The 24,726-nt window shown below is 62.1% G+C and carries 21 protein-coding genes and 1 rRNA gene; 11 read left to right on the plus strand and 11 right to left on the minus strand.

The features are described from left to right. Window positions 1–76: 76 nt before the first annotated feature. From PT015_RS10120 to PT015_RS10135, 4 genes are read left to right on the plus strand one after another with little or no spacing between them, the layout of a single operon-like run. Entirely contained in the window at window positions 77–1,357 is a 1,281-nt protein-coding gene (locus PT015_RS10120; protein ID WP_285190479.1) for an amidohydrolase family protein, read from the plus strand. Further along, entirely contained in the window at window positions 1,350–2,144 is a 795-nt protein-coding gene (locus PT015_RS10125) for an SDR family oxidoreductase (protein WP_285190480.1), read from the plus strand. Before PT015_RS10120 ends, PT015_RS10125 begins: the two co-directional genes overlap by 8 nt. A 14-nt stretch (window positions 2,145–2,158) precedes the next feature. After that, entirely contained in the window at window positions 2,159–3,610 is a 1,452-nt protein-coding gene (locus PT015_RS10130; RefSeq protein WP_285190481.1) for an aldehyde dehydrogenase family protein, read from the plus strand. 28 nt (window positions 3,611–3,638) lie between these two features. Further along, complete coding sequence (locus tag PT015_RS10135) at window positions 3,639–4,802, plus strand: NDMA-dependent alcohol dehydrogenase (protein WP_285190482.1); 1,164 nt, start codon at window positions 3,639–3,641, stop codon at window positions 4,800–4,802. A 19-nt stretch (window positions 4,803–4,821) separates the two neighbouring features. Here the strand turns inward: PT015_RS10135 and PT015_RS10140 are convergent, their stop codons facing one another. After that, window positions 4,822–6,441, minus strand: coding sequence for a thiolase C-terminal domain-containing protein (locus PT015_RS10140; RefSeq protein ID WP_285190483.1), 1,620 nt, complete (start codon window positions 6,439–6,441; stop codon window positions 4,822–4,824). A 415-nt stretch (window positions 6,442–6,856) separates the two neighbouring features. Between PT015_RS10140 and PT015_RS10145 the strand changes: the two genes are divergently transcribed. Then, window positions 6,857–7,441, plus strand: a complete 585-nt coding sequence (locus tag PT015_RS10145) for a hypothetical protein (protein WP_285190484.1) — start codon at window positions 6,857–6,859, stop codon at window positions 7,439–7,441. A gap of 243 nt (window positions 7,442–7,684) precedes the next feature. Beyond that, window positions 7,685–9,403: a DUF4209 domain-containing protein gene (locus PT015_RS10150; protein WP_285190485.1), complete on the plus strand. Its 1,719-nt coding sequence runs from the start codon at window positions 7,685–7,687 to the stop codon at window positions 9,401–9,403. 279 nt (window positions 9,404–9,682) lie between these two features. Here the strand turns inward: PT015_RS10150 and PT015_RS10155 are convergent, their stop codons facing one another. After that, window positions 9,683–10,843: a hypothetical protein gene (locus PT015_RS10155; protein WP_285190486.1), complete on the minus strand. Its 1,161-nt coding sequence runs from the start codon at window positions 10,841–10,843 to the stop codon at window positions 9,683–9,685. A 447-nt stretch (window positions 10,844–11,290) separates the two neighbouring features. Here PT015_RS10155 and PT015_RS10160 point away from each other — a divergent pair, with 447 nt between their 5' ends. Next, on the plus strand, window positions 11,291–11,521 hold the full coding sequence (locus tag PT015_RS10160) for a hypothetical protein (protein WP_285190487.1): 231 nt from the start codon (window positions 11,291–11,293) through the stop codon (window positions 11,519–11,521). Between the two features lie 207 nt (window positions 11,522–11,728). Here PT015_RS10160 and PT015_RS10165 read toward each other — a convergent pair whose 3' ends face one another. From PT015_RS10165 to PT015_RS10175, 3 genes are all read right to left on the minus strand, one after another. After that, window positions 11,729–12,532 carry a hypothetical protein gene (locus PT015_RS10165; RefSeq protein ID WP_285190488.1) on the minus strand — a complete coding sequence of 268 codons (804 nt, stop codon included), beginning with the start codon at window positions 12,530–12,532 and terminating at the stop codon, window positions 11,729–11,731. A 237-nt stretch (window positions 12,533–12,769) separates the two neighbouring features. Then, window positions 12,770–13,135, minus strand: a complete 366-nt coding sequence (locus PT015_RS10170; protein ID WP_285190490.1) for a hypothetical protein — start codon at window positions 13,133–13,135, stop codon at window positions 12,770–12,772. Then, the gene (locus tag PT015_RS10175) at window positions 13,132–14,238 is read right to left on the minus strand and encodes a TniQ family protein (protein WP_285190491.1); all 1,107 of its coding nucleotides are present in this window, start codon (window positions 14,236–14,238) and stop codon (window positions 13,132–13,134) included. The genes PT015_RS10170 and PT015_RS10175 overlap by 4 nt, the downstream gene beginning before the upstream one ends. Window positions 14,239–14,371: 133 nt before the next feature. Here PT015_RS10175 and PT015_RS10180 point away from each other — a divergent pair, with 133 nt between their 5' ends. Next, window positions 14,372–14,635: a helix-turn-helix domain-containing protein gene (locus PT015_RS10180; RefSeq protein ID WP_285190492.1), complete on the plus strand. Its 264-nt coding sequence runs from the start codon at window positions 14,372–14,374 to the stop codon at window positions 14,633–14,635. A 53-nt stretch (window positions 14,636–14,688) separates the two neighbouring features. Here PT015_RS10180 and PT015_RS10185 read toward each other — a convergent pair whose 3' ends face one another. The 4 genes from PT015_RS10185 to PT015_RS10200 form a co-directional block, all read right to left on the minus strand. After that, complete coding sequence (locus PT015_RS10185; protein WP_285190493.1) at window positions 14,689–16,389, minus strand: TniQ family protein; 1,701 nt, start codon at window positions 16,387–16,389, stop codon at window positions 14,689–14,691. Further along, window positions 16,386–17,510, minus strand: coding sequence for an AAA family ATPase (locus tag PT015_RS10190; RefSeq protein WP_390888013.1), 1,125 nt, complete (start codon window positions 17,508–17,510; stop codon window positions 16,386–16,388). Before PT015_RS10190 ends, PT015_RS10185 begins: the two co-directional genes overlap by 4 nt. A gap of 62 nt (window positions 17,511–17,572) precedes the next feature. Then, complete coding sequence (locus PT015_RS10195; RefSeq protein WP_285190495.1) at window positions 17,573–19,711, minus strand: Mu transposase C-terminal domain-containing protein; 2,139 nt, start codon at window positions 19,709–19,711, stop codon at window positions 17,573–17,575. Beyond that, window positions 19,708–20,445, minus strand: coding sequence for a TnsA-like heteromeric transposase endonuclease subunit (locus PT015_RS10200; protein WP_285190496.1), 738 nt, complete (start codon window positions 20,443–20,445; stop codon window positions 19,708–19,710). The genes PT015_RS10195 and PT015_RS10200 overlap by 4 nt, the downstream gene beginning before the upstream one ends. 845 nt (window positions 20,446–21,290) lie before the next feature. Here PT015_RS10200 and PT015_RS10205 point away from each other — a divergent pair. Both PT015_RS10205 and PT015_RS10210 read left to right on the plus strand, forming a co-directional pair. Further along, window positions 21,291–22,781, plus strand: coding sequence for a DNA-3-methyladenine glycosylase 2 family protein (locus PT015_RS10205; protein ID WP_285190497.1), 1,491 nt, complete (start codon window positions 21,291–21,293; stop codon window positions 22,779–22,781). Beyond that, a complete protein-coding gene (locus PT015_RS10210) occupies window positions 22,778–23,275 on the plus strand; it encodes a methylated-DNA--[protein]-cysteine S-methyltransferase (protein WP_285191040.1) in 498 nt (165 codons plus the stop codon). Before PT015_RS10205 ends, PT015_RS10210 begins: the two co-directional genes overlap by 4 nt. Window positions 23,276–23,277: 2 nt before the next feature. Here PT015_RS10210 and PT015_RS10215 read toward each other — a convergent pair whose 3' ends face one another. Further along, a complete protein-coding gene (locus PT015_RS10215; protein ID WP_285190498.1) occupies window positions 23,278–23,838 on the minus strand; it encodes a hypothetical protein in 561 nt (186 codons plus the stop codon). A gap of 303 nt (window positions 23,839–24,141) precedes the next feature. Between PT015_RS10215 and PT015_RS10220 the strand changes: the two genes are divergently transcribed. Beyond that, complete coding sequence (locus PT015_RS10220; protein WP_285190499.1) at window positions 24,142–24,513, plus strand: hypothetical protein; 372 nt, start codon at window positions 24,142–24,144, stop codon at window positions 24,511–24,513. A gap of 60 nt (window positions 24,514–24,573) precedes the next feature. On the opposite strand, the gene rrf is transcribed toward PT015_RS10220, so the two are convergent. Continuing rightward, window positions 24,574–24,686 (minus strand): 5S ribosomal RNA (rrf, locus tag PT015_RS10225). Between the last annotated feature and the right edge of the window lie 40 nt (window positions 24,687–24,726).

The following is a 24,726-nucleotide window of genomic DNA, read 5'->3' on the forward strand; positions in this document are numbered from 1 at the left end:
GTCTATTTACACTAACTGCATATAGCCCCTCTACATCACTGATAACCTCGCTCTCAACTTCTGCGCAAGGAGACCCATGCAGCCCGAAGACATGATCCTGGTGAGCGTCGACGACCACCTCGTAGAGCCTCCAAACCTGTTCGAGGGCAGGGTCGCCAAGAAATACGCCGACGAGGCACCGCGAGTCATCCGTCAGCCCAACGGCTCGGAGGTGTGGACGTTCAACGGCGCAATCGTTCCCAACATCGGCCTCAACGCCGTGGCGGGACGCCCCCGCGAGGAGTACGGCATCGAACCGACCGCTTTCGATGAGATGCGGCCCGGTTGCTACGACATCCACGAGCGCATCAAGGACATGGACGCCGGAGGCGTACTCGGATCGATGTGCTTCCCGTCCTTCCCAGGCTTCGCCGGCAGATTGTTTGCGACACACGCCGACAAAGACCTCGCGCTCGCCGTCACCCAGGCCTACAACGACTGGCACATCGACGAGTGGTGCGGCTCCTACCCCGGGCGCTTCCTGCCGATGGGACTACCTGTGCTGTGGAATCCGGAGCTGTGCGCCAAAGAGATCCGCCGCAACGCCGAAAAAGGCTGCCATTCGGTGACATTCACCGAAAACCCCGCCACCCTTGGATTCCCGAGCTTCCACGACGACTACTGGGACCCGATGTGGCGAGCGCTGTCGGACACCGACACCGTGCTCTCCGTTCACCTCGGATCGTCGGGCAAGATCACCATGACCGCCGACAACGCGCCCATCGACGTGATGATCACGCTGCAGCCGATGAACGTCTGCTCGGCCGCCGCCGACCTGCTGTGGTCGCGGGTGATCAAAGAATTCCCGAACGTTCGGTTCGCGCTCTCCGAAGGAGGCACGGGCTGGATTCCATACTTCATCGATCGTCTCGACCGCACCTACGAGATGCATCACCTGTGGACCGGGCAAGACTTCGGCAACCGGCTACCCAGCGAGATCTTCCGGGAGCGATTCCTGACCTGTTTCATCGCCGACCCGATCGGGATCAAGCTGCGCCACGACATCGGCATCGACAACATCGCCTGGGAATGCGACTATCCGCACTCTGACTCGTCGTGGCCCGCGGCAGCCGAGGAACTCGCATTCGTGATGGATGGACTGCCCGACGACGAGGTCAACAAGATCACCTACGAGAACGCCTGCCGCTGGTACTCGTTCGACCCCTTCGAACACCGCACCCGCGACCAGTGCACCGTCGGCGCCCTGCGTGCCGCAGTGGGCGACCACGACGTCGAGATCCGTAGTTTCGACCACGGCCGATTCGAGCGCACCGCAGGTGCGACTCTCGGCTCCGTCAGCGCCAAACTCAATGTCTGACAACGACACACCGCCACTGCGGATCGCGATCGTCGGCGCCTCTGCCGGTCTCGGCCGATGCATCGGCACCGGTCTGGCCCAGCGCGGTGCGCATGTCGCGCTGCTGGCACGCCGCTACGACAGGTTGGTCGAGGCAGCCAAGGAAGCCGGCAACGGCGCAGTCGCGGTCGCGTGCGACGTCACCCTTGCCGACACCTGCGAGAAGGCGATATCCGAGGTGATCGGAGCGCTCGGCGGCCTTGACGCCCTGGTGTACACGACCGGCATGGGCGTGCTCTCGCCGCTGCGCGACGTGACGGCAGAACAGTGGGCGCAATTGTTCGCTACCAACGTCACCGGCGCATCACTGGTGACCGCGGCGGCCGCACCACATCTCGCGGCGGCCGCGGGCACTGCGGTGTACCTGTCCTCGCTTAGTGCGTCCTATACAACGCCGTGGCCCATGCTCGGATCCTATTCAGTGACCAAAGCCGCGCTTGACAAGCTCGTCGAAGCCTGGCGCATCGAGCACCCGGAGATCGGCTTCACCCGTCTCGCAGTGGGCGACAGCCTCGGCGGCAAGGGCGACGCACAGACCGAATTCAACAAAAGCTGGGATCCCGACACCCTGGAAACGGCCATCAAGTACTGGATGGACAACAAGTACATGGTCGGTGGCCTTGTGGACGCCCAGCATCTCACCGACGTCGTGGACTCCGTCATCCGTTGTGGCAGTAGCAGTTTCATTCCCTATCTAACCCTGGCCCCACGCGCCTCCGACGCAGTGAAGGAACTTCGACAATGGTGAACCACGAATCGCGAATGTTGATCGACGGCAAGCTCGTCGAGGCCGAGACCGGTCGCCTGTTCGACAACATCAATCCGGCCACCGAAGAGGTCATCGGGACTACCTGCGATGCGACCCGCGCCGACATGGAGCGTGCAATCGCCGCGGCGCGGCATGCATTCGACAACACCGACTGGTCACGTGATGGCGAGGCGCGCGCGGCGGGGTTGCGTCAACTCCAGGCGGCGCTCGAGGCCGAATGCGAAGACATCCGGAGCGAACTCATCTCCGAAGTCGGCTGTCCCCTGCTCTCCACCTACGGACCGCAACTCGACGTGCCGCTCAAGGAGGCCCTCACCTGGCCCGCCGACATGGTCAGCCAATTCGCTTGGAAACGTTCACTTCCCGACAAGGACGCATTCGGCATGCGCACCCCCGCGACGCGCGAGGTCTGGAAAGAACCGATCGGCGTCGTGGGTGTCATCACGCCGTGGAACTTCCCGTTCGAGATCATCCTCAACAAGATCGGACCCATTCTCGCGATGGGCAACACCTGTGTGCTCAAGCCTGCGCCGGACACGCCGTGGAACGCGACCCGCATTGGCCGTATCATCGCCGAGCACACCGATATTCCACCGGGCGTGATCAACATCGTCCCATCGTCTGATCACCTTGTCGGAGAGGTCATTTCGACCTCGCCCCTGGTCGACATGGTGGCATTCACCGGCTCGACGGCCACCGGCAGGCGGATCATGGCTGCCGCGGCCGAAACCGTGAAACCCACCTTCCTCGAACTCGGCGGCAAGTCTGTCTATCTGGTTCTTGACGAGGACGGCGACATCGGCGGTGCGGTCGGCGGAAGCGCCTTCATCTGCATGCACGCTGGGCAAGGCTGCGCGATGCCTACCCGCCTGCTGGTACCGAACGCGCGCTACGACGAAGCGGTCGAGATCGTCAAGACGGCAATGGAGAAGAACAAATACGGTGACCCCACCGATCCGTCGGTGCTGCAGGGGCCCGTGGTTTCTAAGAAGCAACACGAGCGGGTTCTGGGCTACATCGAGAAGGGCCGGCAGGAAGGCGCCCGGCTCGTGACTGGAGGCGGGGTGCCCAAGCATTTGCCGAAAGGTTACTTCGTGGAGCCGACCGTGTTTGCGAACGTTGACAACAAGATGACCATCGCACAAGAGGAGATCTTCGGTCCGGTGTTGTCGGTGATCGGATTCGACGGTGACGACGATGCCGTACGGATCGCTAATGACTCGATCTACGGCCTGTCGGGTGTGGTCTTCGCCAACGATCTCGATCGTGCCAAGTCCGTCGCGAGCCGGATCAGAACCGGGACACTCGGGATCAATGGCGGGCTCTGGTATGGCGCCGATGCGCCGTTCGGGGGTTACAAGCAGTCCGGCATCGGTCGACAGTGCGGCATCGAGGGACTCGAAATCTTCACTGAGACAAAGACTGTCGGCTGGCCGGCCACCTGACCGGACCTCCCCCAACGAAAGAGGCGTGATGAAGTCGAAAGCAGCTGTGTTGCGCGGTGTCGGGGTCGACTGGGAAGTCGCCGAGGTCGAGCTTGACCCGCCTAGAGCCGGCGAAGTTCTGGTGAAGATGGCTTACGCGGGTATCTGCCACTCGGACGAGCACTTCTACACCGGCGACAGTGTGCCGACCCCGGAGATGGAAGACATGATGCGGGGGGCGGGACTTCCAGTACCCGAATGGTTTCCAATGCTCGGCGGCCACGAAGGTTCCGGCGTCGTCGAAGCAATCGGGCCCGAGGTCAAGACGCTGAAACCCGGTGACCACGTGGCGATCTCGTTTCTACCCGCGTGCGGTAACTGCCGCTGGTGTACCTCCGGATTTACCTATCTCTGCGACGTGGGTGCCGACATCTACAACAAGGCGATGACGACCGACGGCACCCGTCGGCGCCACCTCGGAGACGAAGATCTAATGGCGATGATGCAGGTCGGCACCTTCTCCGAGTATGTCGTGGCATCCGAGCGTTCGCTGGTCAAGATCAACGACTGGATTTCGCTGGAGGCTGCCTCATTGGTGTCATGCGGTGTGACAACAGGTTTCGGATCTGGTTCGGTCGCGGCAGGCACCCAGGTCGGCGACACCGTTGTGGTGGTCGGAGTCGGCGGGATTGGCATGAATGCTGTGCAGGGCGCGAAGGTCGCCGGCGCCAAGCAGATCGTCGCCGTCGATCCCAACGAGTTCAAGCGCGAGATCGCACCGACGTTCGGCGCAACACACACCGCTGTTGATACGGGTGCCGCATTGGAGCTGGTCAAGGAGATCACCTGGGGAGTGATGGCCGACCGGGTGATTCTGACCCCGGGCGTGGTACCAGTGGACATGGTGATGATGGGGATGATGTTGTTGCGCAAAGGCGGAACGTGTGTCCTCACCGGAATGGCCAAGGTCACCGACCTCATGGTGCCGATGGTCTTGGGCGACATGGTCAGCTCATGCAAGACCTTCAAGGGTGTGCTCTACGGCGAGATGAATCCACGCGAGGCGATGCCGAAGCTGTTGTCTATGTACGAGGCGGGCATGATCAAGCTCGATGAACTCGTCACACAGAAGTACAAACTCGATGACATCAACGAGGCGATGAGGGATCTGCGCGCCGGCAAGAATATTCGTGGAGTCATTGCGTTTGAATAATTTGAACATCAAAGATTTTTCAGGTCGCGCGTTGGAACAGCATTGCGCCCGACGGCACTCCCCCACCTGTGCTGACAATGGCGGTTTGCGCGTCCTTGACCTGACGATCGCCAGCCTGGTGGCGTAGCTGCTGGACCGCCTCATACACGAAGCCGAACCCGTGCAGACGACCCTCAGATAGCTGGCCCCCGTGCGTATTCAGTGGCAGTTCACCGTCCAAAGCGATGCGGCGACCGCCGTCGAGCCAGTCCTGCGCTTCGCCGAACCCGCAGAATCCCAGCGCCTCGATCCATGAGACGCAGTTAAACGTGAAGCCGTCATAGAGCAGCGCGAGGTCAATGTCTCCGGGCTGCAAATCAGTTCGGCTCCACAAGTGCGCAGCCTGGCCGATGACCTGGGGCTCGTGGGTGAGCGTTCCCTGGTCCCAGGAAATCCGTTCGGTGATCTGTGTTCCGACCGCTTCACAGCGCACCGCCGGTCCAGGCAGGTCGCCGGCGGCCGACGCATCGGACACCACGAGCGCGATCGAGCCGTCACATGGCACGTCGCAGTCGTACAGTCCGAATGGCGTTGTGATAACCCTGGCCGCAAAATAGTCGTCCATCGTCATCGAGTCGCGGTAGATAGCCTGGGGATTCAGCGCCGCGTTGCGCCTCGCGTTCACCGCGATCATGCCGAACAATTCTCTGTCGGCGCCGTAGCGGTGCAGATATTGGTTGGCGTTCACCCCGATCCAGTTGGCCGCGGACGCCGCGCCGAAAGGCAGGGACCATTGTTGTGGTCCCGTCACCCTGCCGCTACCTCCGTGGAGTCTCAGCGCCGCGAATGTTGACTCCCACACGGTCCGAAAGCAGAGGACGTGTCGGCACAGACCGGAAGCCACCGCTAACATGGCCGCGATGATCGCACCACCTTGACCGGGTAGCTCCGCACCGCCGTTCACCCAGGTCGGATGGAGACGTAGCGCCTCCTCGACCGCGCTTGTCCCGCCTTCGCTCATGCCCATGCCGATCGGCCCGGGATAGGTTGAAAGACCGTCTATGTCATCAAGTTTCAATCCAGCATCGGATACGGCCGCTAAGCACGCGTCAATCGTCAGCGACAGCGGATCGACCATCAGACGGCGACCGACTGCGGAACGACCCACCCCAGATATCACCGATCGATGCTCGAATCTCTCATCTCTTATTGGCCGTCGAGGCGATGGCGGGGAGGGTGGGCCGATCAGGTCATTGGCGTCCGTTGCACCCGTAGGTTCGAACAACGGGATGTAAACATCCTCGATGCTTTCGAATCGCACCGCGACTCGTTGACCGATATGCACGTCTTCGGGTTGGCAGCCAACAATGTTGGTGGTGAGGCGCACGTCAGCGGACTCGTCTAATGCAACGACTGCGATGGCGTACGGCGGCGCGAATCCGGGCAGCCACTGGTGTTCGTTGACGGTATAACCCACCACCGTCCCTTGGCCTGAAACGACCGTGGGCTCCGCCGATGTCGCGCGGCACGAGGGGCAGATCGGCACCGGAGGATGGACGTATGTCTCGCACTCGATGCAACGCTGGATGCGCAACGCGCCGTCGGTGCCGGACTTCCAGAACCACTCATTCCACGGCGTGATCTGTGGCAGAGGTTTCATGCCGAAAGCCCGATGAGCTCGCCGGCAGTAAGTGGCCCGATCTCTGAAGCCGACAGGTGGCTCGCAATCGCTAACTGCCGCGACGGTAAACGGATATGTGTATTCTCACAAACAGAAGTATTCATTATCGACATGCTTTCACACGCTTGGGCGTAATACCTAGACCTGGGTCGATCAATGTTCGGCGCTATACGAGGCCGATACGACCGCCAACACGGAGGCTTTCACCAGTGAGACAAGGCTCAGACCCGTCGATTGCCAGGAACTGCTGCATTAAGCCTCCGCGCCACAACGGATGGACAATCGGGCCCGAGGATGGGCCGCGGACTGCCTACCGCGCAATCCCCGCCGTATCGGGGAGACTCATGAGCGAAACGCTGCAGGCCTTGCCGTATCGATCTGTTCGCACGCTCAGATGACGCCAGCGAGCGCGCAGACTCGTCTTGGAGCTGTCGCCGAGGCGGCTAAGTCGGAGCTGACGGTCAACGGTCGTACCACTCGGCGTCGTCTCTTGATCCTGGGAGAAAACGAGTTAGAAGTGGTGCGTGCCGCAGGAGGCCTCACCTACGACTGGTCGTCCGGGGGGTGGGAGGTCGTGGTGCATTTGGCCCAGCCGAGTGACGACAGGCCGCTGAAGATACTCGGCGCCAGAACCGTTCCGCTGACGAGTATCGACAACTTCTCGCGCGGCGCGCTGTGGCCCAGTGTGATCATCGCTTCGCCGTCTGTCTACCGCCAAAACATCACGGTGCGGGATTATTTCACCAGAGCATTGCTCCAGGGCCACGCAGCGACAGCGATGTTGGGCGACGACTGGCCTACTGGATTGGGTACGGATATCCGACATTTCAGGCATGAGCCCAGTCCCGCCGCTCGCGCATTCAAACTACAGGCGATGCTCGCCGCTAAGGTGGACCCGGCACCGGCGGATTCCGTGGAAATGCTCCGCGGGTCCTCGCGCGCGTTTACCTCTCACCGATGCGCCTTCACACATGCGTAGTCGCACTGAATGCTCAGGGAATTTAGCAGCGTTGGGGGTAGCGGCGGCGCCGATAACGGCCAATTATGTTGGGCGGCTATCGCAGATCGCACTGGATACCCGAAGTTGCCAGTCATGTCTTCGAAGCTCGATGCCGTCAACCACATGGTTGTCCGCTCGTGTCGGATGGTGGTGGTACAACTCCCGTGAGTGGCTCAACGAGGGGGAAGTTTGTCTACGCCAGAGGAATCTGTCACTCGCGACGTGGTGTGGTACGCGGCCGCGATCGATCGCGCCGCGACAGCGGAAAGCGTTTACTCGATGGCTCATGCGATACGGGACAAACTCGGTGTTCCATTATTCGGCGACTTACCGACTGCCGCGACAATCGAACTCAAGGCCGTGTGCTGGGTCTTTGACTACGCGGTCGAATTCGATGGCAAGAACGCTCGACTCGCGCCGCGGGTGCAATCGAGTGACGAGCCCGACCCACCCCCGATCAAGTCAGTTGACAGCGAGGTCCGTCAGGTTTGGCGCGATCTGCTGGACATTGTCGCGGCAGCCCCGGCGCGCGCCCGGATTGCCCACGCGTTGTTTCAGTGCGGAGGATCGGCCGGCCTCGCTCACGCGGCGATCGCGGTCGACAACTACATCGCTTCGGCGCAACATTGGCGGCGCCAGCACGACTCTGACGAGTACCTTCGTATCGCGGCTCGGATCGCTCGTATTGTCGGCGACTCGGCCACAACACAACTTGCCCTTGGGTACTTGCTCGACGGTGCACAGCGTGCCCTTGATGACGAGCCGAGCAAGAAGCCTGGCTATGTACTCCGACCCCTTGACTACGCCGTTAACGAGCCTGACTGCCCGGCCCGGGTCGACGAGCTACTAGAACGTACAGCCGTGGAGCTTGATAACGTTCGCGACCGCGAACGCGCGCTAACGCTGATATTTCAGCGCTGCACCGATAACGAGTGCCGGCGACGGGTTTGGGAGAGGCGCGTAAACAACTTCCTCACCGCAGCCGATAGCGAAACCGGCATCATCAAGATGGTCCTTCGGCAAGACGCCTTGAAGTGCGCCGAGACATCAACTATCGGCGAGCTCAAAGAACGAGCCGCTGCGGCGCTGCAATCGACCCGGCACGAAGACCTAGGCCTGATGCACGTGCACACCAGCGCCGCGATCTACCAAGAACACTTCGAGCAGGTCCGGGACAAAATGGCGGAGGGAGCTACCTGGCAGGAAGCCCTCATATCATTCGCCCAATGCGGTCCGCTCAGTGGTGATTACGACCAGAACCGCGCGACAATCGAGCAGCTCCGAGCAGCAGCGCCGCTGGTGGCGTACTTCCCCGACAAGATCCTGGGGCCTGATGGCTTGCCGATCTACGAAGCTGTCGACCCAGACGATCGCTTCGATGGTGACCTGACGAAATGGGAGGCACAGGTCATCGGCGGCAATCTCGGGCCACTCACGGCCGCCCTTCACTCAATTCCCGAACGATTCGGAATACCTGATCAAGAGGCCCTTGTGGCCTTCCTAAGCCAGTGGCCAACGACGAACCAATATGTCATGCGCGCAACTACCCTTGGGCTGCAACGGTTTTGGTGCGGCGACTACGAAGGCGTGGTGTATGCCGCGACGCCGTGGATCGAGGCAGCGGTGCGCCAAGTAATTCTGGATGCAAACCAGGGCATCTACACGCTGCAGAGTATCCATAAGCCTGGGCAATACCCAGGACTAGGCGCAATGATCGACCTGCTACCTGACCGGTTTACATTGAGCCGCAGCCGATACCGATTCCTCAAAGCGACGCTGACCCATCCGCTTGGGATCAACCTTCGCAACCGGCTATCGCACGGCATTGAACTCTTTAACAGCTCGCAAGCGGCCGCCCTCGTTCTCCACACTCTGCTCACTGTCACTCTGTTGACTTCGCGAACTAACTCAGAAGACCTCGAGCGAAGTGACGATGGTTGAAGCGCAGCCCGAACGCCTGCTGGGTGCCAAACGTGAATGGCAGACTGGCGCAATATAAATCAATAATCTAAGGCCTCTCCAAGTGCGCGGAGTTTTGGCTTCGCGCGATGAGGCTCCACAGCGCGGCACTTGGGCACGTCTAACGGCGAGATCGTAGAAGCTGTCGTCCCTGCTGGCCCTTCTCGCCGATCTCGAAGCGACGCCTTGCTCCACTTAGGTCCCGGCCGGGCCAACCACTTCAGTGCAGTGTGGAGGGCGAGTTGAATTGCAGCTCACTGCTTATTGATGTGCCGGATCGTTGCTGGCGAAGGCAATGGCTTCGTCGCGGAGATCCTCGAGGACGGCGAGTGTTTGATGTGCGTTGCCGCCGCGTTGGGGCGCTGTGGCTGCTAAGCGTTCCATCTTTTCGTTGACGTCGTCATCGGGCAGTCCAGTCAGCCATGTCGTGAGTACCTCAGGGGTTAGAGAACTGTGAGTCGTGTGGAGGTGCTCGACTAGCTCTCGGCGGCCGTCGGCGGCCGAGAGGCGAAGAGCGTGATTTTTCGCTGCCGTGGTCGACGTACCGAGTTCGATCGCCCGTCGGTCGTCAGCGTGTGCGACCGAGATGTTGTAGCGCACAGGGAGCGCGGGTTTCGGGGGCTCGCCACCCGTGATCAGGCGAGGCACTGCCTGGTCACGAACCCATGTCACAATCTCGTCCAGTTCCTTCAGTAGCACAGGCCATTCGTCGGTCCCGGGTCGGTTTATCCCGACGGTCGGGAACAACGTGGCGGGGATCTGAATGCCTAAGGGCGTCTCGGCAATAATGTCGCCGGCGCATAGAGGGCCTTTCTGACCACGGGGCAGCTCCTCGATTGACCGCGGCACGTTGGCGTCCTCGTACATTCCCGCTAGGCCGACAGCTACGACGGCTGGTGTTCGGTGCTTGGCGTGGTTCGTGTGGCTCACCAACCGTGCCAATGGATGTAGCTCTGGATTTAGGTGGCGATGAAACGGTTGCAGTGCTGCGATCCGTCGTACAAGTTCACTTCCAGCCTGAAGTGATGGCGATCCGTTCTTGCGCCGCTTCTTTTTCCATTCCTCGAAGGCTTCCCACGACTCCGCAGCGGGCATCTCAACTAGCTTGGCAGCTTTCTCATTTAGTGTTCCGTCGAGATACTCAACCTCCGCGAAAAGTACGTGCTCGATGGAGGCACGCATGGCTACGAGTGCATCTGCGACCAACAGAGGGAGTTTGCGCGGTATGGGGGCTACCCCTTCCACCACTGTTCTGCTTACCGATCCGTGTCGGACTTCGCGTGGGCGGACGATGCCGCCCTCCTGTGTTTGGTAGGGGTAGAGCAGATTGCTTATCTGCTCGATCAGCTCGTCCGCGTGGGAAAGGGTTGCCGCGACACCGAGGTGACGGTCGGGGAGCCATTCGTACGCAGACCGAGCCATTTGACTCATTTTAGTTTCTGCGATGGTTCTAGCTGGCCAAGACCGCGACTACTAAAGGCGAATACTCTGCACATCGTGTCGTGTCGTGTCGTGTCGTGAACGGTGCTACTAAGCGACGGGGCAGCAATCGGATCCTGATCTGCGGCACGAGTAGGTCAGTATTCAATAAGTCGGGTTTCCGGCGAAGGTCGCCGTATTGCCTAACCGCGTGCACTGCATCACTATTCGACCGGTCCTAGTTCACCGAAAGCTGCACTGTCCTACCGCCGCGCAAGGAGTGCACCACCGCTGGCGACCTCGGCCGAGGACCTAAATATGCCCGACGTGCGCCGATAGCGCTGCGGAATGTCAGCCCCGCGAGCGGCCGACCGCCACAGGATCGCGCGCATCCACGCTCCGTCGAGCGGACTGGGTTCGATCGGCCGGCAGCTCAAGTAGATTGCGGTTGTGGTCGATCCGATGCTCGTTAAAACCGACTCACAAGGCCGCATCGTGTTGCGCGGACACCCCAACCAGCGGTTTCTGGTGCACGAAAATTCCGATGGAAGCCTTCTTTTGAGGCCCGTCGATGTTGATGCCACCGCCCAAGGCGAGTTCGATTCTGACCCCGAATCGCAGATGTTGCTCGCACGTGCCGCAGCGTCGTCGACGATCCGCCGGGTACGTCGGCGCCGATAATCCAGGTTGTTAGTCGAGCCCGGTGCGTGCTGCGCGGCAGTCGTTGATGGCTTCGATGACGATTGGGTCTCGCGCGTCCCTGCTTCCTCGATCTCGACGGCGCGCTCGGTGAAGCGTCGCAACAGTTTTCGTGAGCCGTCCCTCCGGCGGTGACAAAGGGATGGGCACCCGGCGGCGTCGACAGCTGTTGGGGGCGTTGACTGTTGGTCACGCTCCGAGCCATGTTGCGGTGTCGATCAGGCTTAGGATCTCGTCAATGTCGCCTCCACCCGTCAACCACTCTCGGACAGTGAGCGGGCGGCCGTCTTTAGCCAGGTCGGACTGGGGTGTCTCGAGGAACCCTGCTACCGCGGCTGGGTGCAGGTCAGCGGGCAGGGCGGGCAGTACGACATCGAGACCCGGAATGGGTCGAGGCGGCGTCCCATCGAATTGAACTGCGGGGTAATGCCATTCGCCGACGTCGTCGACCGCCCACAGGGTTCGTGCCGCCCGGCGGTCGCGGACTTCCGAGGCCGGGATGCCCAGCGCCGAGGCGACCTCGTCCTCGGTGTACGCGGTGGACAGCATTCGGGCGGTGACTGATAGAACGCCGTCGACGGCATGTGCGTTGTCCTCGTACGGTTTCGGCAGCCCTGCCTCGTCGAGCAGCTTCGCCTCGTCAGCGCTGAGAGGTTCGGTCGCTGATCGTCGGTTGGGCAGCAGCGGTCCGCGCTTTTTGGGCGGCAGTGTCCCGGTGTCGGTGAACTGTTGGAGTTCGGCGTCGGTCCAGTCGACGCTGCCGTCCTTGAGGTGAAATTCGACCCAGGTTCCGCAACGACCGCAGTTGTCGTACACGGTGATTCCTGCGGCATTCTGCTCTTCCCCGTAATAGGGATCGTTGCGCTGCTCCCACAATTGAGCGGGTGTGAGCCTGCGCAACTCACACCCGCCGCTCTGGGACTGCCAGCCGGTCAGGGCGTGCCCACAGATCGGGCACGGTGCTTCGTAGGCGATGTAGTCGAACATGCCCATCTGTATCTCCTGGTCGGCGTCTGGATTGGGACTTGTGGCGGTTCGCCCCCGACGGGGCATCCAGACCACTTCGGGGCCCGGCGGCTCAACGGTGGGTTTATCGCACACGGTCATGTGCAATTCGTTGTACATTGGTACGGACCCTGGGAGTGGCTTGATTGAAGAGTTGGTTTGCGGGCTGTAAGCCAACCGCGCGTGCCCGTGTGCCCTCCCAGGGCTCATCTGCCCGAACGCGCATCATCGATCCGGCTTCACGTTCGAGTCCTTCTCGCCGAGTTCAGTGATCGAAGTGATCCGAGAGGATCTGCGCCACAGTCTGATTCGCTGCGGGTCGCTGGGATCGTCATAGAACACGAGTGAGGTCGTCCCGACTCGAGGCCAGCGCACGACCTGGGTGATCGTCATTCGTTGGTGGTCGTGCGGGAATTGTCCGGACTGGGTCCCGGGGCCGGGGATGCGCATGTAGGTCATCGCATCGAGGTCCCACTCGTGGCGACTGCCTTGTGTGGTGACGAGCCAGCGCCCGCGCATGCCCGCGGTGAGACGGTTGATGCCTGGCGTCGGGTTCTCGGCAGCGCTGCGGCCGTCTGCTGGCCTGGTCATGATGGGCCGGCAGTCGTCGCCTCGGCGAGGTCGACGGTGACGCTGTCGTGGGCGGTGGCGTGAACATGACGCAGTGGTGCAGTCAGTGCTGCGCGGCCTGGTATCGCGCAGTGCCGGTCTGCTGTACGCGCGGACCGCATCAGTCGGGCTAATTCGCGCGCCGCCGCGCCACGGTTGGGTGCACTGACGATGTTGGTGGCAATGATGAGGCCGATCGCGGCTTCTGCAGCCATGGGGTTCACCGAGACTGAGCTCGAGTTCACAGCGACGTTCGACCAGCGGTGGACGTTTGCTCGGCCCAACTCCCGGACCAGGTCGTCTATCCCGCAGCGTCCCAGCTCCGCGGTGGTGGCGTTGTAGATCGCCCAGCGGGCAATGATTTTGATGTCGCGAAGGATCTGGCCCCTCGTGGTCTGGCTATCCCGATATAGCGGGAGGCCCACCGGGCCTCGTGACAGCAGGGTGTCGATGACTCGTTGGGCGTTGATCGCTGGATGCGCGGCGGCGAGGCTTAATCCGCTCGCCTGCGTCAGGTCAGCCGAGCACGAGGCGGCCGTTTGTCGCACGCGGTCTAGGTAGGCGCGTGCACAGCGGCCTGGGGTGGGGACCTCGCGGGCGAGCAATGTCCCCCAGCGCAGACGCCCACCGCAGTGTGGGCAGGACTCCACCAGCAGGCGATGGTGCGCGAGGCACGCGAAAGACCAGTTCAGCCGCCATGCGATCTGCCAGCGCCCGCCGCTGTCGGCAAGGCAGTGCGGGCACAGCCGTGAGGATGCCCGCCAACCCCACGCGCTGGGCCGCGGGCGTGCGGTGCGTGCACGCCCGTCAGTTTCGATCCCGACGTAGCTGTGCAGCGTGCCGGCGATCAACTGGTCGGGCTGTGTGCCGGTGACCGCGGCCAGGCGTTCAACTTGGGCTGTGTCGGGGCGCACCAGCCAGGAGTGCAAGAACACCTGGGGCTGGATTCCGCAGTACCTCAGAATGGTCGCGGGCGGGGTGTGATGTCGGTAGGCGATGAACTCCAGCCACGAGTCGAGGGCTTCGCCGGCGACGGGGGTGACGCGCAGCGGGAATGTTCTTCTGACTCCAGAAATAGTCGTCACCGACACCCTCTAACGCCAATGTGCAACGAATTGCACTTTATGTACAACGAGTAGCACTAAAAGTGCCTTCAGTAGTACATTTCGCTCAATTCGTTGAGCAGACTTTTGGCTCGACTTGTTGACTACTTAAAGGGTGCCTCCACGCCCCGGAAAGATCACCGCTAAGCGTGCCCGGTTGTGGGAGCGGCGGCGCGTGGCGGTGGGGCTGCGGGTACGGCTGTTGCGCTATGAGCGTGGGTTGACCCAGGAACAGTTGGCGGCGGCAGCGGGCATGAGTCGCAACAGCCTGCTGTGGCTGGAAAACGGTCAGCGCAGCTTGCTCTTCGATCGCCTCTACGATCTAGCCGACGCGCTCGGTGTCGAGATCGGCGACCTGTTGCCGACTGACTCCAAGTAGGCACGAGTACTCGCGTGTGGCGCCGCAGCGCGGCGTGCCGGCCGCGGGTGTCGCTAGTCGGGCGGTGCCAACTCCGGGCACGCGGTAATCGGTTCGGCAATCCCGCATCCCGCAAGATAGGCGAGGGCGATCTCGTCCAGTAGTAGTCGAACCTCGGCTGAAGGGCCGTCGCCAATGTGGCGGCATGCACCGTGGAAGTCATGGTGGTCGCGGTACCACGGAGCGTAGCGGATCGGTTGGCCGCTCAGGCGCTCGAACAGCACACATTTGACGACGGCGACGTCCACTGGCCGTGCGTGTGCGGTGATCTCGTGCAGGCGCTCGCATTGCGTCGGTGTCAGCACGAAGTCGTAGGTCAAGCGGCGGCGCCGGTGATAATCGATGACAACGGGGTGTGTCGCGATGTGATCGGCCAGTCTGGTCACGCCGAGCGCGATCCGGGTCCAGTCGCTGTCGGATTCCAAATGCCGCAACGTTTTCCACACCGATGACGCGCTGTCGTCGATGCCCAGTAGGGCTGTGATCGATCTGAGTGGTGCCTGCGTGCCCACTAATGTCACCGCGCAGGACAGCGCGCCGCGAACGATATCGCTGGTGTCCTCCTGCGGGCACAGGTCTCTGACCCAGTCACCCCATAGTTGACTTGGCAGGGCGCGGGTCACCTTCGCCAGCACCGCCTCTGGGCGGGCGGGTCGGTGTGGGCGAGAGGTGAACGCGCGGAAACGAAGTTGATCACTGGGACTGAGGGAATGTCGTGCCGCCGATATGCGCAATGCGGTCAGCGTCGAGGTTGTCGCCTCGAGTCGCATCGTTGTCCATTTCGTTTGGGTGCGCCGTGTCGATGGGCGTGCCTGCTCGGCCAGGGCGGTCAGACGTGCTCCGGCGGTGTCGATATCTGGCAGGTCGAGAATGTGTACGGCGGCAGTGAGCGCGGCCGCCGTGGCTTGGGACTGGTAGTGGGTTTCCCCGCGGGGATTTGCGGCCCGAAAGTGCGCCGGCGGGCTTCGATACACCCCCAACGCGAGCGCCTGATTACCGATCGCGCGAAGATCGGCCAGCACCGCCGCCGCGGACGCTGGTCGTTGTCGGTAGAGACGGAAATGCGTTGCGGAGTCTGCGATGACAGAATTGACCACGCGTTGGGCGCGGATCACGTCGCTGCCGGCAGGCTGGGCGATACGAGGCACATCAGTCAGGTCTGCCCCACAACGGCGGCCGCGAGTATGGTTTGCACTGGCCTGTCCGCAGGCGCTGAGGTTGGGTATCGCATGGGCCAATGGTGCGCGGCGTTGGGGAACGCGGCCGCAGTCCGGGCAGAAGTCCGCGAGCAGGCTCTTGTGCTCAATGCACGCGAATGAGAACCCCAACGCCCACTGAACCTGCCAGCGTCCACCAGAGTCAGACAGACAGTGCGGGCAGTAGCGCCACGGGTTGTGACATGCGCGCAGCGCACCGAGATCTTTGCGGGGTGGGCGGCGGCCGGTGGTCAGGCCGATTCCGTCAAAACGGGCCAGCGTCATCGCCGTTAACGCCTCGGCGGTCAGTCCCGTTGCGGTAGCAAGGTTCTGGATTTCGTGTGGATGCAGTCGCGCCGCCCATCGCAACCTGCGGGTGTCGTTCCGTCGCCGGTACAGCCCGACCGCGGCCAGGATCTGTTGCCAGGTCACACAATTGCGGTACGCCAAGGCGCACAGCCAGGAGGTGGCGCTCTCCCCCGGCCGCGGCTCGAGCCGAATCGGCAGACTGCGTATCACGTCATCCGGGCACGCAGGTCGCCGTTGCGGATCGCTGCGGCGACTTGCTTGCGGGCCGCTTCGGCAGCGCCGTCAATCTTGACCGACTCCAGCAGTTCCCTGGTCAACTCTTCTCGCCCGGTGCGGATCGCGCGTGAACACCCGACGTTGATGAGCGACATCAAAGATCCGATGTGGCCAGTCGATCGTTCGTAGAGGTAGTCGGGCAAGGCGTCGGCCAGCATGCCGCGGCCAGTGTTGGCAAGGACCAGCTTCTTTTCGATGGCCAGCAACAAATTGCGCCAGTTTCGGCGCCCCTCCTGCGAGTTCACAAGAAAGGGATTCATGGTGAACGGGGTTGTGCGACGGGCGGTTTGGCTAGGCACTGCAGATCTGAGTTTCCGGTCGCCCGAGGACCGCTTGTGGTCAATGACTTCGAGCCCCGTGTCTGGTGGACGTCCTTCGGTGAGCAGTCCACTCTCGGCGAGCCCCACACCGACGAAGATTATCGTGAGGTTGAAGGTGTTGGCGATGCGCTTGAAGTGATTGCTGAGTTCGATGCTGTTCGTGGATGGGAATCGCAGGAAATGCAAATCGTCGATGACCAGAAGTCTTGTCTCGCACCTTTTCATGACGTCGAGGGCGCGCTCCAGAAAATCGTCGCTCTGGCCGCGACGTGACCCTGGATGTGCATAGAAGAACAGCATTGAACGGTTCAGCCCCAGTAGAGTGGGTCTGCCCGTGAGTGGCAACCAGCACACCGGCCATCGCTCGTCACCGTCGTCGGTCCGCGGGCCTTCGGCATCGATCTCTCGAAGGTGAAATGCTTTGGCCAGCTCTAGCATCGCAGTCGTTTTACCGAGGCCCGGAAATGCATCGACGGCGATCGCAATCCGTACTTTTTGGCCGTCTTGCAGATTGCTGTCCAGAATGTCCCAGAGCTGTTCGTGTAACAGCGTGCATTGCGGGGTATCGAACGGACCGAGGTTGGCGTGCCACACGCGCCGCCTCTTGTTGTACTGCGCGAGTGCTTTCGTTGACAAGGCACCAATTTCCCTGCACGACAAACGTTCCGGTTCGTTACGGTCGGTGGCGTAGACAAACGCCTCCCAGTCTTCCTTCCGGGTCAAACTGAGCTTCAGCGGGGCCGAATCCGGCCGAGCATACGTCTGATGTGGTGGATGTGGTGGCCGTGATGTTGTCGTCACAGGTCCTCCAAGGCGTCTTTGTAGTATTCGTCGTCCGAGGACGGCTCGTAATCGGCGTCGAGTTCGGCGTCGCTGTCGTCGTCGCTGGGTTCGGTTTCGCAAGATTCGATATCGCCGAGTGAGTCGGTTGACGTCTCGAATCGTTCTGCGATGGAGCGCATTTCGGATACCTGCTGAGCATCCGTCGGCTGGGCATTCTGACTGAGGGGCACTTCTTCGCGGGCCAGGTTCAACGCGACCCTTCGGTCCACAGCGCTGGAATTTGAATCCACATGCCAGCGTGTCAGTAGCTCGTCGAGGGCCAAGACATCGTCGACGAAGCGATACTTCTTAGCAGCTTTGGTCCGCATGTGTTTTAGCGCTTCATCACTGAGTGGCGCATCCAACCCCTCGGCATGCTCCCACTTCAAGGCATGCCAGCTGTGATCGTCGTGATCGTGAAAATACACGTTGCGGACGTCGTCAGGATCGACGTAGATCGGCCATTTGCCTTTGAAGCGCCCGGTGTAGGGACTCACGCGCCCAGCCCATTTCATCAGCACGGCGCCGCTGTATATGCGGTTGTCCAGTTCCACTCCGTAGTGCTGGATCGTGCGGGCGACCACCTTCAAAAACTGGTAAGCCAGTTGCGGATCGCTGGGCGCCTCGATATAGCCGGCGCGATTCAACCCGTGTTCGTACATCATCGCTGGAGACATCGGTGCCGATGCCAACTCCGGCTCGAGCACGCCCCGATGACGCCGATGGTGGTAGATCGTGGCGACCCATTCCCGGATGATGTCTTCGAGTTCATCGATGTAATAGAACGCCGACGCCTCCACGTCGAGACCGCGCGAATGCACATCAGGCCCCTTGTAGCCGTCCAGGTACTGCAGCAGACTCTCGCGGATTGTCCTGAAGAATCGTTCCACCGGCGCCTTGTCGCGCGGCTCACGGATGCGGGCCGGTTGGATCGAAATACCAAGCCGGGCACACACACTGGTGGTGTCCTCCCCCACGTAGACCTTGCCGTGATCGACAACGATGGTTTCCGGTACCACCGCCGGGCCGCTCGCCGGCGCCATTGGCCCCTCGATCGCATCGATGTCGAGGACGACCTGACGTGGAATGCCGTGATCTGGCCACACCGCATGGGGTGGCCAGTCCGGATGAGCCGGGCGCGGGCGAAAGCACTGATACAGCACCGAAGCGACGTCGATCGATTTGGTCGACGGAGTCAACCGAAGCGCCAGCACGCATCGTGTATAGGCATCGAGCGCCACGGTGAGTTCGCAGTTGACCCAACACAACGTCGCCGGGTCGAGCGCGAACACGTCCAAGCGGGTCGTATCGAGATAGACAATCTCTCCTGGACGCGTAGGCCGAAGCTTTCCGTAAGGCTGAGGAAGCCGCCCAGCGATGTCGCGATTACGTTTGGTACTCAACCGAAATAGCGGATGCCGATGCTCCATCAAGGACAACGCTCGATAGGCGGTCGCCCGCGACGGCAGCCTCACACCGCCGACTCCGTAACGGGCCTCGCACGCGCGCCGAGCCTTATTGATGACCGCGGAGCGAGTCGGCCGAGACAGGTCGGTGTAGGAAATCATCACCTCCAACGCTTCAGCGACCCAGCGCTCATCGAGCCGGGGTTGACTAACCGAGCGGCTTGATGCCACACCGGCTTCGCCGAACCGCAGATAATCGGAGGTCCACCGCTTGATCGTCCGGTCGGTGACGCCCAGTTCAGCCGCCTTCGCCTTGTACCGCGCCTCCAGCGGCAAAGTCGGTTCGAAGTCGCGACGCGGTTCGTCTGAACGCTTCAATTCCTCACTGCCCGAACGATATCCACAAAGTACTTCACGGACGTGCTCGACACGTAGCCGCATAGTCGACAGCTCGGCTTCAGACAACTGAGCAAGGATCAGAGCCGCCATCTCGTCCTCCTCCGTCAAGCCGGTGACACCATCGACAGGGATGAACCGTGAGCGGGTGTGGTCGAGCACCTCATCGAGGGTCATGCGGTGCACCCGGTCGCCGCCGGTTGCGACGACCTCCATCCCGTAGACGGTGCCCGCCGTTGAGGTGATCGTGAGGATTTCACCGTCATGGATGAAACGCGTGCCCGCCTTCACCGGTATGCGCTCGGCGCTCACGACCGCGCTCCTGCAAGTAGGACAGTCGAGTATCGCAGTGGTCGACGCAGGTCGATTCGTAACTCCTGGCGCCACAACAGGTGTAGCAGCGCGGCCCTGGCACACGGAGGCGGGGCGTCGACAGCTCTGACCGCCCCGCCGAACGTGCGGCCCGCGAGTTTGCGGGACCGCAACTCGGTTAGGAGCAAGGGACGTATTCCGCCGGGACGTCGGTAGCCGGCGAAGAACCGAACATTTCCCAAGACAACCGGGTCTGGCTCGCTGAATACCTCGAACCCCCAGCCTGTGTCTTCGGCGATGCCGCGGACCCACGCGATCGTCGCTGCGATTTTTGGCTCGTCGAGCAGAGATGCTGGTTTGACCACGCAGAGCGTGAGCCCTTTCGTACCGAAAAATATGAAATCCGGTGTGTGGCGGGTTAATCGGCCGTCAACGCGCGTTCGCAGCGAGCACGGCTGAGCACAGATCCGGCGGACTTCGGGTGAAAAGTCCGCCAGCATTGCGCGAGCCAACTCCAGACGTGACTCGTAGATGATGGCTCCGCCGTCGGTGATCGAGTAGTAGCTTCCTGAGTAGTGCATCTTGCCCTTATACGAACGGAAGGTCCGCCACGGACTCGCTGCAGACAGAAGTGTCTCGGTCAGGCAACTGGGGTCGACCTCAAGAACCCCATCTGGACCTCGAACGAACGCCGTCGCTTTATCGAACAACGCGTTCGCGACCAGGGCGGCCATCAGGACCATCCCCCAAAAAGCGAGCGAAGTAGGCAGTTGGCCGAGTGCAGGACTGATGCATCGCAGAATTGTTGGGCGAGTGAACCGTTCGAGGTGCGACTAATTCTCGGGACATCGAACAAACTGTTGACATTGGCTTGTGCGCGCGTTGGAATAGACACATCCCCTCCAAGGGGTGATTAGGAGTCAGCGAACTCTTTATTCTGGAAGCCGGGTGGCAGCCCGGCTTTCAGTCTTTGTTGGGTATTCTCGGGCGAATCGAACGCGACAGGTGATTCGTTCGCCGTTCGGTATCAACCCCTTCCCTGTCCTCGATGAACAGCGGAGACGACTGCAACAAGCCCAGCCGATTTGCTGATCATGCGCTCGGCCGGAGACCTGAGTCAACAGCCGGCACACATCGAATAGCGCTGCAGTACAAGAGAATTACCACCACAGGTAAATTCTCCGGCAGCGGTAAAACTTGAGTGGTCCAGGAGGCGCCCCAAATAGGGCTCCGATGGACTCCCCGTGCCCCGGGCCTAGACCGGCACAAGCCGACTCGATAACAAGTGCTGCTGGCCGCCGACTGGCCCTACAGCACAGTTAAACCCAAGCTTGGGGGCTCGAGCAGTGGCTGACCGACCCAGCGCCGAGCTCAGCTGTGAGGCCTCGACGGCTTGGATTACCTCCGACGGGTGGACTCAGACCGTCTCACTTTCATGTCACATATGACATCGATATGACACGCCACCTGAGAATATGACAAGAAGTTTGAGATCCTACAACGACGGGGGCCTTCTGCGTGGGACGACGATGTCGCTTTTCCGCTAGAAATGTCGGTCGTCGGGTGTAAAAGTCGAGTCGTGCACGAAGACTTCGACCGCTGTTACCGGGCCGTCCAATCCAAGGACGCGCGGTTCGACGGATGGTTCGTCACCGCCGTCCGGACCACCGGGATCTATTGCCGTCCCAGTTGTCCAGTGCGGCCACCGTTCGCGCGCAACATGCGGTTCTACCCGACCGCCGCGGCGGCGCAACGGGCCGGCTACCGGGCGTGCAAGCGGTGTCGCCCGGACGCGTCGCCGGGATCGCCGGAGTGGAACATTCGCGACGACCTGGTCGCCAGGGCCGTGCGTCTGATCGCTGACGGCACGGTCGACCGCGAGGGCGTCGCGGGGCTGTCCAGCCGCCTCGGCTACACCACTCGCCAGCTTCAGCGACTCCTGCAACAGGAGACCGGCGCCGGTCCGCTCGCTCTCGCCCGTGCGCAACGTACCCAGACCGCGCGGATCCTGATCGAGACGACCGACCTTCCGTTCGGCGACATCGCCTTCGCCGCAGGGTTTTCCAGTATCCGCCAGTTCAACGACACGGTGCGTCTGGTGTGTGACACGACGCCCACCGAGTTGCGCCGCCGAGCGGCCAGTCGCCGCGACGCCGCCGGCATCCGCTCCCCCGGAACCGTCTCGCTGCGCTTGCCGGTCCGGACTCCGTTCGCCTACGAGGGCGTGTTCGGCCACCTGGCGGCCAGCGTCGTTCCCGGTTGCGAGGAGGTTCGCGACGGCGCGTACCGGCGCACCCTGCGACTGCCGTTCGGCAACGGAATCGCAAGTCTCGCACCGGCTCCCGATCACGTCCGATGCGTCCTGGTACTCGACGACTTTCGCGACCTGACATCGGCGATATCGCGCTGCCGGCGACTGCTGGACCTCGACGCCGATCCGGACGCGGTCATCGACGTCCTGAGCTCCGATGCGACGTTGGCACCGGTGGTGGCAAAGGCTCCGGGACAACGCATTCCGCGCACCGTCGACGAGGCCGAACTCGCCGTGCGCACGGTACTGGGCCAGCAGGTGTCCATGAAGGCGGCGCGAACCCACGCAAGCAGACTGGTGACGGCCTACGGGGACCCGATGCAGGACGCCAATGGCGCCCTGACGCATACCTTTCCATCCGTCGAGCAACTCAGCGACATCGATCCAGTTCACCTTGCCGTGCCGACCACCCGGCGGCGGACGGTCACCACCCTGATCGCCGCACTGGCCGAGCGCAGCGTTGTGCTCGACCCCGGTTGTGACTGGGAGGCCGCCCGCAGCCATCTCTTGGCGCTCCCCGGAATCGGGCCGTGGACCGCGGAGGTCATCGCGATGCGCGCACTCGGCGATCCCGACGCCTTCCCCGCCAGCGACCTCGGATTACGCGTGGCAGCAGAGCAATTGGGCCTGCCCACGGATCACCGCGCGCTCACCACCCGAAGCGAGCAGTGGCGTCCCTGGCGCTCCTACGCGACACAGCATCTGTGGACAACGCTCGAGCACTCTGTGAACGAATGGCCCGCCAAGGAGACCGCGTGATCCGCTACCGCACGATCGAGAGCCCGATCGGACTACTGACGTTGGCCGGTCGCGACGGGGTGCTCAGCAACCTGCGCATGGTCGATCAGACCTACGAGCCGGACCGCTCCGATTGGTCGGCGGACGCCGCCGCGTTCGGCGACGTCGTCGACCAACTCGACGCGTATTTCGCCGGCAGCCTGACCGACTTCGACGTCGACCTCGACCTGCGGGGCACGGACTTCCAGCGTCGCGTGTGGCATGCGCTGTTGACCATCCCGTTCGGCGAAACCCGGTCGTACGGTGACATCGCCGAGCAGATCGGCGCCCCGGGCTCGGCTCGCGCGGTCGGACTTGCCAACGGCCACAACCCGATTGCGATCATCGTTCCGTGCCACCGCGTGATCGGTGCCAACGGCGGCCTCACCGGGTACGGCGGCGGCCTAGATCGGAAACGATCGCTGCTAGCACTGGAGATGCGCCGCAGCGCCTCGACGCTGCCTTTGTTCGACTGAGCCTAGAACCCGGGGAATGGTCGCGGGACTGGGGCGCCGGGCATTCCGAGCGGCAAACCAGGCGCCGGCGCTCCCGGAAGGCCGATCGGCAAGCCAGGGCCGCCGGCCCCGGGAAGCGGGAACGGCATGTTGCCGTTGGCGACCGAGTTTATCCACCCGGGACATTGCGACTGGATCGCCATCTGCGCCAAGAAGCCGGCCATGGGCGCTTCCAGACCGCCGTGACCCGTCACCTGAGCCGCCCCACTCGCCAGGCTGCCACCCGGTTTGACCAACATGGGGCAAATGGACTGACCCATCTGAGCAATCGCCCCGCTGACCGGGCCGTTGTTGCCGATGCCCACGCCATTGAGTACCGGCGCCATCGCATCGCCGGCCGAGTCCGCGTGTGCCGCCGGGATCGATCCCAGGACGGCGCCGAAGACGGCCGCGGTGACGATAACGGGGCGCACCACCGACGTCGCCACGATCTCCACCGTGTCCCACGCGGTCCGCTCGGTTCCCGGATTCTTGCGCACCTTGCTTGACCTGCCCAAAAGGCCGGCCTTGTAGTTCGCGGTCATGCAGAGCTCCCCTCCGTCAGCACTCCATGCACATGGAGCACGGATGTCACTTTGATAACGGTAGGGTACTTTTGTCTCATTTGTATCACGATCGGATAACTGTTTGCGACCTCGGCGTTGCGCTACCGCGACCTCCGAGATCTGAATGCAACGATGATCGGTTCACCTGACCCGGCACCGAGCGCTCCCAGTGATGCTCTTTCGATCCTCGACGTGCCGTGCGCGAATACCAGGGAATTCCCTATATCGACGCTCGTCTTCGCTCATTAGCGTGCCCCCCAGGCGGCGGACTGCCGACCGCGCGTGACTGAACTGGAGGCAACTGTGATGATGAGGAATCGCCTGGTACTGGCCCTGTTGGCAACCGGTACGGCTGTGGGCTTTGCCGCACCCGCGTCGGCGGAGCTGACCGATGGGACATACACGAACACCGCAACTGAATCCGCTGTGCTGAAAGCCGGTGCGACCTCGACATGGGTGGTGAGTAGCTGCGGAGCCGATTGCAAACACGTGGTGACAGGCGCCAAGCGCGATTTCGATCTACATCGTGACGGAAATAGCTGGACCGAGACTTTCGGATCAATCACGACAACAATTGACAACGACTCCCTCGCAGGAGAAATGCGGGATGAGTCCGGGAACCACCACAATTTCCAGTTGTCGAAGAATGGTTGATGTTTGTGTAGAAATGGAAATGCCCCCCGATGTAAATCGGGGGGCATTTCTCTATGTTGTGTTCGGCGGTGTCCTACTTTTCCACCCGGGTGGGTAGTATCATCGGCGCTGGCAGGCTTAGCTTCCGGGTTCGGGATGGGTCCGGGCGTTTCCCTGTCGCTATTACCGCCGTAACTTTATTCACCCGTTTCTGGGGTGTGAAATGTGTGGTTG

The sequence above is a fragment of the Candidatus Mycobacterium wuenschmannii genome, assembly GCF_030252325.1.
GTDB lineage: Bacteria > Actinomycetota > Actinomycetes > Mycobacteriales > Mycobacteriaceae > Mycobacterium > Mycobacterium wuenschmannii.

What these genes read in the sequence shown, in the direction of transcription:
- PT015_RS10120 (WP_285190479.1), top strand. Translation starts at nt 77, where the DNA reads ATGCAGCCCGAAGACATGATCCTGGTGAGCGTCGACGACCACCTCGTA.
- PT015_RS10125 (WP_285190480.1), top strand. Translation starts at nt 1,350, where the DNA reads ATGTCTGACAACGACACACCGCCACTGCGGATCGCGATCGTCGGCGCC.
- PT015_RS10130 (WP_285190481.1), top strand. Translation starts at nt 2,159, where the DNA reads ATGTTGATCGACGGCAAGCTCGTCGAGGCCGAGACCGGTCGCCTGTTC.
- PT015_RS10135 (WP_285190482.1), top strand. Translation starts at nt 3,639, where the DNA reads ATGAAGTCGAAAGCAGCTGTGTTGCGCGGTGTCGGGGTCGACTGGGAA.
- PT015_RS10140 (WP_285190483.1), bottom strand. Translation starts at nt 6,441, where the DNA reads ATGAAACCTCTGCCACAGATCACGCCGTGGAATGAGTGGTTCTGGAAG.
- PT015_RS10145 (WP_285190484.1), top strand. Translation starts at nt 6,857, where the DNA reads ATGACGCCAGCGAGCGCGCAGACTCGTCTTGGAGCTGTCGCCGAGGCG.
- PT015_RS10155 (WP_285190486.1), bottom strand. Translation starts at nt 10,843, where the DNA reads ATGGCTCGGTCTGCGTACGAATGGCTCCCCGACCGTCACCTCGGTGTC.
- PT015_RS10165 (WP_285190488.1), bottom strand. Translation starts at nt 12,532, where the DNA reads ATGGGCATGTTCGACTACATCGCCTACGAAGCACCGTGCCCGATCTGT.
- PT015_RS10170 (WP_285190490.1), bottom strand. Translation starts at nt 13,135, where the DNA reads ATGACCAGGCCAGCAGACGGCCGCAGCGCTGCCGAGAACCCGACGCCA.
- PT015_RS10200 (WP_285190496.1), bottom strand. Translation starts at nt 20,445, where the DNA reads ATGGCCGCCCTGGTCGCGAACGCGTTGTTCGATAAAGCGACGGCGTTC.
- PT015_RS10215 (WP_285190498.1), bottom strand. Translation starts at nt 23,838, where the DNA reads ATGACCGCGAACTACAAGGCCGGCCTTTTGGGCAGGTCAAGCAAGGTG.